Origin of the sequence: Curtobacterium sp. PsM8 (assembly GCF_030433875.1) — a bacterium.
Lineage (GTDB): Bacteria > Actinomycetota > Actinomycetes > Actinomycetales > Microbacteriaceae > Curtobacterium.
On sequence record NZ_JARUXD010000098.1, the window covers coordinates 1 to 9539 of the forward strand.

Annotated in this window: 7 protein-coding genes and 1 pseudogene; 2 read left to right on the forward strand and 6 right to left on the reverse strand. The window is 70.6% G+C overall.

Going from position 1 to position 9539, the window contains the following annotated elements:
* Window positions 1-150: 150 nt before the first annotated feature.
* The 5 genes and pseudogenes from dxs to dut all read right to left on the reverse strand — a co-directional run.
* Window positions 151-2079 (reverse strand): 1-deoxy-D-xylulose-5-phosphate synthase, encoded by a 1929-nt coding sequence (gene dxs / locus QCD68_RS15930; protein WP_301223730.1) that lies wholly within the window; start codon window positions 2077-2079, stop codon window positions 151-153.
* A 174-nt stretch (window positions 2080-2253) separates the two neighbouring features.
* Complete coding sequence (locus QCD68_RS15935) at window positions 2254-5091, reverse strand: aconitate hydratase (protein ID WP_301223731.1); 2838 nt, start codon at window positions 5089-5091, stop codon at window positions 2254-2256.
* A 128-nt stretch (window positions 5092-5219) separates the two neighbouring features.
* A complete protein-coding gene (locus tag QCD68_RS15940) occupies window positions 5220-5984 on the reverse strand; it encodes a DUF3159 domain-containing protein (protein WP_111073289.1) in 765 nt (254 codons plus the stop codon).
* Between the two features lie 40 nt (window positions 5985-6024).
* The gene (locus QCD68_RS15945; RefSeq protein ID WP_301223732.1) at window positions 6025-6744 is read right to left on the reverse strand and encodes a DUF3710 domain-containing protein; all 720 of its coding nucleotides are present in this window, start codon (window positions 6742-6744) and stop codon (window positions 6025-6027) included.
* A gap of 122 nt (window positions 6745-6866) precedes the next feature.
* Window positions 6867-7295, reverse strand: a pseudogene (gene dut, locus QCD68_RS15950) (dUTP diphosphatase); the annotation flags it as partial.
* Window positions 7296-7371: 76 nt separating this feature from the next.
* Here dut and QCD68_RS15955 point away from each other — a divergent pair.
* Complete coding sequence (locus QCD68_RS15955; protein WP_221851900.1) at window positions 7372-7836, forward strand: DUF3093 domain-containing protein; 465 nt, start codon at window positions 7372-7374, stop codon at window positions 7834-7836.
* Window positions 7837-7915: 79 nt separating this feature from the next.
* On the opposite strand, the gene QCD68_RS15960 is transcribed toward QCD68_RS15955, so the two are convergent.
* The gene (locus tag QCD68_RS15960) at window positions 7916-8215 is read right to left on the reverse strand and encodes a DUF4193 domain-containing protein (RefSeq protein ID WP_110825450.1); all 300 of its coding nucleotides are present in this window, start codon (window positions 8213-8215) and stop codon (window positions 7916-7918) included.
* 254 nt (window positions 8216-8469) lie between these two features.
* Here QCD68_RS15960 and sepH point away from each other — a divergent pair, with 254 nt between their 5' ends.
* On the forward strand, window positions 8470-9495 hold the full coding sequence (sepH, locus tag QCD68_RS15965) for a septation protein SepH (RefSeq protein ID WP_301223733.1): 1026 nt from the start codon (window positions 8470-8472) through the stop codon (window positions 9493-9495).
* The last annotated feature ends 44 nt before the right edge of the window (window positions 9496-9539 follow it).

Consider the following 9539-nt stretch of genomic DNA (forward strand, 5'->3'; position numbering starts at 1 on the left):
CCCCCCCCCCGCCTCCCACCGAGCTTTCTGGGGGCGTCGGGTGGGCTCGGAGTTGTGAATACGACACCGCACCAGGGGAGCCCTTGGTGCGGGGCGGTTCCTGTTGGGCGACGCCGAAGCGCACCGGGCACCGCGGCCGCGCGGCCCGCGTCAGCGCTCCGCGGACTCCCGCGACCGCGCCGGCTTCGCCTGGGGCACCTTCGTCCCGACGACCTGGTCGATGACGTCGCGGGCGATCGCCTGCGCCGTCAGCCCGGCATCGGCGAGGATCTGACCACGACTGGCGTGGGCGATGAACTCGTCCGGCAGCCCGAGCTCGTTCACACCCGTGTCGACCCCGGCAGCGCGGAGGTCCTGCCGCAACCGGGTCCCGACGCCGCCGACGCGGACGCCGTCCTCGATCGTGATGACGAGCCGGTGGTCGCGCGACAGGTCGATGAGCGACGCCGGGATCGGCACCACCCACCGCGGGTCGACGACGGTCACGCCGATGCCCTGCGCCTCGAGCAGCCCGGCGGCCTCGAGTGCGGTCGGCACCATCGACCCGACGGCCACGATCAACACGTCCTCCGACGCCTCCGACGCGTGCAGGACGTCCACCCCGTCCGCCGTCCGGGACACCGCGGGGATGTCCGGTCCGACCTGGCCCTTGGACCACCGGAGGACCGTGGGCGCGTCGTCGACGGCCACGGCCTCCCGGAACTCCTCGCGCAGGGTGACGGCGTCGCGCGGCGCGGCGATCCGGACGCCGGGGACGACCTGCAGCAGCGCCAGGTCCCACATGCCGTGGTGCGAGGGGCCGTCCGGACCGGTGATGCCGGCCCGGTCGAGGACGAACGTCACCCCGGCGCGGTGCAGGGCGACGTCCATGAGCACCTGGTCGAACGCCCGGTTGAGGAACGTGGCGTACAGGGCGACGACGGGGTGCAGTCCCCCGTACGCCAGACCCGCGGCCGTGGTGACCGCGTGCTGCTCGGCGATGCCGACGTCGATCACCCGGTCGGGGTGGGCCTGCTGGAACAGGTGCAGCCCGGTGGGTCGGAGCATCGCGGCGGTGATCGCCATGATCCGCGGGTCCTCGTGACCGACCTCGGCCAGGGTGGCGGCGAAGACGGAGGTCCACGACGGCCCCGAGGCCTTGTCGAGCGACTCGCCGGTCTCCGGGTCGATGTGCCCGACGGCGTGGAACTGGTCCGCCTGGTCGCGGAGCGCGGGCTCGAAGCCGTGCCCCTTCTCGGTGATCACGTGCACGATGACCGGCGAGCCGTACCCCTTCGCCTGCCGGAGCGCCGCCTCCATTGCCTGCTGGTCGTGGCCGTCGACCGGGCCGATGTACTTGATGTCGAGGTTCGAGTACAGCGCCTCGTTGTTCGTGAAGCGCGACAGGAAGCCGTGCAGCCCGCCGCGGAGGCCGCGGTACACCGCGCGCCCGGGCGCGCCGAAGTGGTCGGCAGCGGCACGGCTCTTCTCGTACAGCGTGCGGTACTCGCGACGGGTGCGGACCGAGCTGAGGAACCGGGCCATCCCACCGATCGTCGGCGCGTACGAGCGGCCGTTGTCGTTGACCACGATCACCAGTCGGCGGTCGTTCTGGTCGGAGATGTTGTTCAGGGCCTCCCACGTCATGCCACCGGTGAGGGCGCCGTCGCCGACGACCGCGACGACCGTGCGGTCGGACTGCCCGGTCTGCTGGAAGGCGCGGGAGATGCCGTCCGCCCAGGACAGCGACGAGGACGCATGCGAGGACTCGACGATGTCGTGCTCCGACTCGCTGCGCTGCGGGTAGCCGGCGATGCCGCCGCGCTCACGCAGGTGCGAGAAGTCCTGGCGCCCGGTGACGAGCTTGTGCACGTACGACTGGTGGCCGGTGTCGAAGACGAAGGGGTCGTGCGGCGACTCGAAGACCCGGTGCATGGCGAGGGTCAGTTCGACGACGCCGAGGTTCGGCCCGAGGTGGCCGCCGGTCTTGGCGACCTCGGCGACCAGGAAGGTGCGGATCTCGGCGGCGAGTTCGGTCATCTGCGCGTCGGAGAGACGCTTCAGGTCGCGCGGGGACGTGATGCTGGCGAGCAGGCTCACGGGCGCTCCTTTCGTACGGCTGACGGCCCACTCTATGCGCGCGACCGGCACACGGACTGGAGGCGCGGTGACGGCCCGCCACGCGCCTCCCGTCCTCCGCGCAACGCAACCTGGGCGGCTACCCGCAACGGAGTACCGCCGCGGGCAGCCGCCCAGGTTGCGTGTTGCGAGGGGTCAGACGAGGGAGCGGAGGACGTACTGCAGGATGCCGCCGTTCCGGTAGTAGTCGGCCTCACCCGGGGTGTCGATGCGGACGACCGCGTCGAACTCGATCGGCTGCTTGCCGGCCGGCGAGTGCTCGGTCGGCTCGGCCGTGACGTGCACCGTCTTCGGCGTGGTGCCGTCGTTCAGCGCGGTCAGACCCGAGATCGAGATGGACTCGGTGCCGTCGAGCCCGAGGGACTCGATCGACTCGCCCGCCGGGAACTGCAGCGGGACGACGCCCATGCCGATGAGGTTCGACCGGTGGATCCGCTCGAAGCTCTCGGTGATGACGGCCTTGACGCCCAGCAGGCTCGTGCCCTTCGCCGCCCAGTCACGGGAGGAACCGGAACCGTACTCCTTGCCACCCAGGACGACGAGCGGGGTGCCCTGCGCCTGGTAGTGCTCAGACGCGTCGTAGATGAACGACTGGGCACCGTCGGGCGTGGTGAAGTCGCGGGTGTAGCCGCCCTCGACCCCGTCGAGCAGCTGGTTGCGCAGACGGATGTTCGCGAACGTGCCACGGATCATGACCTCGTGGTTGCCGCGACGCGAGCCGTAGGAGTTGAAGTCCTTGCGGTCGACACCGTGGTCGGCGAGGTACTTGCCCGCCGGGCTGTCCGCCTTGATCGAACCAGCCGGCGAGATGTGGTCGGTGGTGACCGAGTCGCCGAGCTTCGCGAGCACGCGGGCACCCGAGATGTCCGAGACCGCGTCCGGCTGCATGGTCATGCCATCGAAGTACGGGGGCTTCCGCACGTAGGTGGACTCGCTGTCCCACTCGAACGTGTCACCGGTCGGGGTGGGCAGGTTCTTCCACCGATCGTCGCCCTCGAACACGGAGCCGTACTCGTGGGTGAACATCTCGGTGTCGATCGAGGCGTCGATGACCTGCTGGACCTCGGCCGTGTCGGGCCAGATGTCCTTGAGGTACACCGCGTTGCCGTCGGTGTCGGTGCCGAGCGAGTCGGTGTCGAAGTCGAAGTGCATCGAACCGGCGAGGGCGTACGCGATGACCAGCGGCGGCGAGGCCAGGTAGTTCATCTTCACGTCGGGGTTGATGCGGCCCTCGAAGTTGCGGTTGCCGGAGAGCACCGCGGTGACGGCGAGGTCGTTGTCCTGCACGGCCTGCGAGATCTCGTCCGGCAGCGGGCCGGAGTTGCCGATGCAGGTGGTGCAGCCGTAGCCGACCGTGTAGAAGCCGAGGTCCTCGAGGTAGGTCGTGAGTCCGGCCTTCTCGTAGTAGTCCGTGACGACCTTCGACCCGGGGGCCAGGGTGGTCTTCACCCACGGCTTGGCCTTGAGGCCCTTCTTCGCCGCGTTGCGGGCGAGGATGCCGGCGGCCATCATCACGGACGGGTTCGACGTGTTCGTGCAGGACGTGATCGCCGCGATCGCGACGGCGCCGTGGTCGATGGTGAACGGGTCACCGTCGGCGATGGCGACCGAGGTCGGCTTGGACACGGTGCCGGGCGCACTGGAGGCGTGGGCCGGGACCTCGGACGCCGGTGCGTCCTGCAGGTCGTCGACCGCGTGCTCGTCGCCGGGGGCCGCGGCCACCGGGTCGGAGGCGGGGAACGTGTCCGCGACGGCCTTGTCCTCTTCGGTGTGGTCGATGCTCGCGTAGTTGGCGAGGTCGACCTCGAACTGGTCCTTCGCGTGCGACAGGACGATGCGGTCCTGCGGGCGCTTCGGGCCGGAGATCGACGGGACGACCGTGGAGAGGTCGAGCTCGAGGTACTCCGAGTAGGCCGGCTCGACCGACGGGTCGTGCCAGAGGCCCTGGGTCTTCGAGTAGGACTCGACCAGGGCGATCTGTGCCTCGTCGCGACCGGTCAGGCGCAGGTAGTCGAGCGTGACGTCGTCGACCGGGAAGATCGCGGCCGTCGAGCCGAACTCGGGGCTCATGTTGCCGATGGTCGCGCGGTTCGCGAGCGGCACCGCGCCGACGCCCTCGCCGTAGAACTCGACGAACTTGCCGACCACGCCGTGCTTGCGGAGCTGCTCGGTGATGGTGAGCACCACGTCGGTCGCGGTCACGCCAGCGGGGATCTCGCCCGAGAGCTTGAAGCCGACGACCTTCGGGATGAGCATCGACACCGGCTGGCCGAGCATCGCCGCTTCGGCCTCGATGCCGCCGACGCCCCAGCCCAGCACACCGAGGCCGTTGACCATCGTGGTGTGCGAGTCGGTGCCGACCAGGGTGTCCGGGTAGGCGTAGGTCTCGCCGTCGAAGTCCCGCGTGTAGGTGACCTTCGCCAGGTACTCGATGTTGACCTGGTGGACGATGCCGGTGCCCGGCGGGACGACCTTGAAGTCCTCGAACGCCGTCTGGCCCCAGCGGAGGAACTGGTAGCGCTCCCCGTTCCGCTCGTACTCGAGGTCGGTGTTGCGCTGGAGGGCGTCCGAGCTGCCGAAGAGGTCCGCGATGACCGAGTGGTCGATGACCATCTCGGCCGGGGACAGCGGGTTGATCTTGTTCGGGTCGCCGCCGATCTCCGCCATCGCTTCGCGCATGGTGGCGAGGTCGACGATGCACGGGACGCCGGTGAAGTCCTGCATGACCACGCGGGCCGGGGAGAACTGGATCTCGGTGTCCGGGTCGGCCTCGGGATTCCACGAGCCGAGCGCGCGGATCTGGCCCTCGGTGACGTTCTTGCCGTCCTCGGTGCGCAGGAGGTTCTCGAGCAGCACCTTGAGGCTGTACGGGAGCTTCTCGTGCCCGGGCACGGCGTCGATCCGGTGGATGGCGTAGTCGACACCCCCGACCGAGAGTGTGTCCTTCGAGCCGAAGCTGTTGACTGCAGCCACTGTGCCGCCTCCCTGTTGATCGGTGTGCCCTCATCCTCGCGGGCCGCGGGACGTCCCACCAGCAAGGTGAACCTAAACCCGGGGACTCCGTCGTGCCCGGATGAAAGTGTCTTGACGTCGAGACAACTCTACACCGCGGCGGGTTCGTCCTTGACGAAGACGGTCCGGACGAGCAGCCACGTCACCCAGAGCAGGGCTGCGTAGAGCGGGACGCCGGTGATGAGCTTGATGCCGGCGAGCAGTTCGACCTGCGCTGCCAACCAGAGCGGGATCTCGAAAGCCAGGCGGAAGGCGAAGAGCCCGGCCCACATCCACGTCGCCACGGTCAGCACACGTCGCTTGGCCGGGTCGTCCCGCCAGTCGTGCCCGTCGTCGTCCCCCGGCACGAGCAGCCCGACGATCAGGCCGATCAGCGGCCGCCGCATCGCCAGCGTGACGAGGATGACCGCCAGGAACACCGCGTTGATGACGATGCCGGGGATGAAGTTGCTCTCGGCGCGACCGGTCAGCAGGGCGAGGCCCGCCGAGATCGCGACGCCGAAGATGCCGGCGAAGGACATCATGATCGACTGGCGCTGGAGCAGCCGGAGCACCACGAAGACGAGCCCGATCACGACCGGGACGACGACGCTCGGCACGACCTCCTTCGTGATCGCGTAGACGATCAGGAAGGCGAAGCCCGGCAGCACCGACTCGGCGAGCCCGCGGACACCACCGACGGCCGTCAGCAGGGCCTTGCCGGACGGGGCCTCCCCCGGGGCGACCTGCCCGATGCCCGCGTTCCGCACCGCGTCGCGCAGCTGAGCCTGCAGCGACAGCGGTTCGGCGCGCTCCTCGGCGAAGGGGTCCGGGGTGACCGCATCGGGACGCGAGCGGTCGTCGTGGTCCGTCACCGGGCCTCCAGGCTGGTTCGTGAGGTCGGCCGCAGCCGCGTCAGATGGTCGACTGCGCCGACTTCGGCATGTGCAGCGGGATCAGGTCGCGCGGCGGCATCGGGGTCGTGCCACGCACGACGACGACGCTGCGGAAGAGCTCTTCGATGTCGGCGGAGTCGTCGGGCTGGTCGGCGGCCTTGCCGGCGATCACGCCACGGAGGAACCAGCGCGGACCGTCGACGCCGACGAACCGGGCCGCACGGACGCCGTCGGTGACACCCTCGCCACCGACGACGGGCACCTGGGCGCGGAGTTCGGGGCCGAACGGGCCGTCGACCTCGGTCACGACACCGCCCTGCTGCTGGATCTGCTCCGCGATCTGCGCGCGGATCTCGTGCCACAGGCCGGTCGAACGCGGTGCGGCGAAGGGCTGCACCTGCAGGGTCGAGTCGTCGAAGTCGAGCCCGACGGCGACCACGCGCTGCGAGTCCTCTTCCACCTCGAGGCGGAGGTGCAGGCCCTCGCGCGGCAGGATCTTCACGCCACCCAGGTCGACGTACGGACGGACCAGGTTCGCCTCGGTCTCGTCGAGGGGGCCGTTGTCGCTGCGGTCCAGCGGCGCCGACTTGTCGGTCGACTCGGTGGCCAGCACCTCGTCGAAGCCCGCATCGGCGTCGTCGGCGAGTTCGATCTCGGGCGAGGGCCCGCCGATCTCGACGTCGTCCACCACGGCCTCGGCGACCTCGACCTCGTCGCGCTTGCGTCGTCCGATCCTCATGACCGCGTCCCTTCCAGACCCTGCTCGTGCATGTCGGCGGGCGCTCCCGCTCCGCCGTTCCGTTCGGTGTCCTGCTCGGCGTCGACGACGTCGGCGGACCCCTGGTGACCGGTGCGGTCACCGTAGCCCGACGACCCGAACCCGCCCTGTCCGCGGACGCTCTCCGGCAGCTCGGTGACCTGCGTGAACGTCACGCGGGGCACCGGCAGGACGATGAGCTGCGCGATCCGGTCGCCGACCTGGACCGCGTACGGCTCGGTGGCGTCCGTGTTGAGCAGCGCGACCTTGACCTCGCCGCGGTAGCCCGAGTCGATGGTGCCGGGCGCGTTCACGATCGTGATGCCGTGCTTGGCCGCGAGCCCGCTGCGGGGCACGACGAAGCCGACGTGCTGGTCCGGCAGGGCGATCGCGAGCCCGGTGCCGACCAGGCGGCGCTCCCCGGGCGCGAGCACGAAGGACTCGGCGGACACCAGGTCGGCCCCGGCGTCGCCGGGCTTGGCGAACACGGGGGCGGCGTTGCCGGTCCAGAGGACGTCGACTGCTTCGGTCACGAGACGAGGGTAGTGCAGACCGTGACCGATCCGTGACCTGCTCCGAGCACGCAGCGGCTCGTGGTCGAATGGAGGGGTGACCGTGTACCGCGAACGACTGTGGGCCCCGCCCGCCCTGTACCTGGCGACGGCGCTCGTCATCCCCGCGAGCCTCCTCGTCTTCCTGCCCATCAGCGCGACCGCCGGGGTCGCCGTGGCCATCGGCATGGAGCTCGGCGTGCTCCTGCTCCTGTGGGCACTCGCACCCGTCATCGAGGTGACGGACACCGAGTTCCGTGCCGGACGGGCCCACCTGCCCCGCTCGGTCGTCGGCGAGGTCGCCGGGTTCGACGGCGCTGCCGCGACGAGCCAGCGCGGACCGGAGCTGGACGCGCGCGCCTGGACCCTGTTCCGCGGCTACGTGCACGGGGTCGTCAAGGTCGAGGTCCGGGACGCCGCCGACCCGACGCCGTACTGGCTCGTGAGCGTCCGCGACCCGGAGGCCGTCACCCGCGCCCTGACGAGCGGCGCCACGCAGACGAACGTCACCGGACCGGCCTGACCGCGCACCCCGCACCCCGCACATGCGGAACGGCCCGCATCCAGCAGGATGCGGGCCGTTCCGGCGTTCGGTCGGTGTCTCAGAGTGCAGCGCACTCCATGCAGACCGGGCCGAGCTTCGTCTCGTGGTCGAGCTGCGAGCGGTGCTTCACCAGGAAGCACTCCACACAGGTGAACTCGTCGACCTGCGGGGGCAGGACGACGACGTCGAGGTCGACGTCGCTGAGGTCCTGGCCCGCGAGCTCGAAGCTGCCCGGGTTGTCAGAATCGTCGTCGACGACTCCCGACATCTTGTCGGGGACGCGCTCCTTGAGGGCCTCGATCGACTCCGAGTCAGAGTTGTCGTCGGTCTTCCGAGGGGCGTCGTAATCGGTGGCCATGCCCATCCATTTCTCGTATCGAGAGGTCGTCGCCGGATTCGGCGGCGACAGTTTGCACCACGGCCCGTCCGAGTGCAAACCGAGTACTCGAGCGGTGCGTTCTGGCCGTGCAACCCGGCGCGCATCCCGACCATTCCCGATGCCGGGGACGAGACGCGCGGCACGCCGGGTGCCTGCGCGGAAAGTGCTGCAGCGGCCTGCATACTCCTCGGGTACGAGGCACGACCGTACGCAGGCAGCGGAGGGCGGAACCCATGCAAGACGTGAGAGTCATCGGAGTCGAATCCGGGTCACTCCTCCTGGCGACCGACGGCGGGACCGAGTTCCGGCTGCCCGTCACCGCGTCGCTCCCGGGCCAGGTCCGGCAGGCGAACCCCGACTCCGGGCCGCAGAAGCGCGTCTCGCCGAAGGACGTGCAGGCGCGCATACGCAGTGGTTCCGACGCCGCCGACGTCGCCGCCGTCCTGGGGGTCGAGGTCGACTACGTCCGCCGCTTCGAGGGTCCGGTGCTCGCCGAGCGCGCGTTCGTCCTGGACGCCGCCCGACGGGTCAGTGTGACCCCGGTCGACGACGCGTCGCCCGACACCTTCGGCGCGGCCATCACGGCCCGCCTCGAGTCCGGTGACGCCACCGACATCGCGTGGTCGAGCTGGAAGCACGTCGAGAACGGCTGGCAGGTGCAGGTCCGCTACACCGCGGCCGAGGTCGAGCACGACGCCCAGTGGCGCTTCGACCCGAAGACCGCCACGCTCGTGCCGGACAACGGTGACGCGCACCGCCTGTCGCACACCGAGGACGAGGGCATCGCCCCGCGCCTCCGTGCCGTCGAGTACGAGCGTCAGGAGGAGGACGGCACCCGGTTCGACTCCGGCGCCTTCCACGTCGAGGAGCCCGTCGCCGAGGAACCCGCTGCCCCGGAGGCCGTCGAACGCACCTCGCTGCGTCCGCCGCTCCCCCGCATCGGCACCTCGTACGTCGAGGAGCGCGCGCCCGGCAACGAGACCGCGGACCTGCTCGAGGCGCTCCGTCGTCGCCGCGGTGAGCGCGAGGCCGCGTCCTTCCCCGACCAGCAGGACGCCCCGCGCGGCACCTCGGTCGGGCTCGTCGACCTGCCCGTGTCCCCGGTCGACGACTCGGACACCGCCCCGCAGCCGGAGGCCCGCCCCACCGCTGTCCCGGACGGCGACAGCCGCTCGGACCGCCGCAAGCGCAGCCGCCGGGCGATGCCCAGCTGGGACGAGATCGTCTTCGGCACCCGTCCGGACGACGACACCGTCTGACCCGACGGACTCCGACAGGAGGCCCGCCCCACGTCCGTGGGGCG

Coding starts and splice junctions, on each gene's coding strand:
- QCD68_RS15945 (WP_301223732.1), bottom strand. CDS start 6,744: ATGAGGATCGGACGACGCAAGCGCGACGAGGTCGAGGTCGCCGAGGCC.
- QCD68_RS15960 (WP_110825450.1), bottom strand. CDS start 8,215: ATGGCCACCGATTACGACGCCCCTCGGAAGACCGACGACAACTCTGAC.
- sepH (WP_301223733.1), top strand. CDS start 8,470: ATGCAAGACGTGAGAGTCATCGGAGTCGAATCCGGGTCACTCCTCCTG.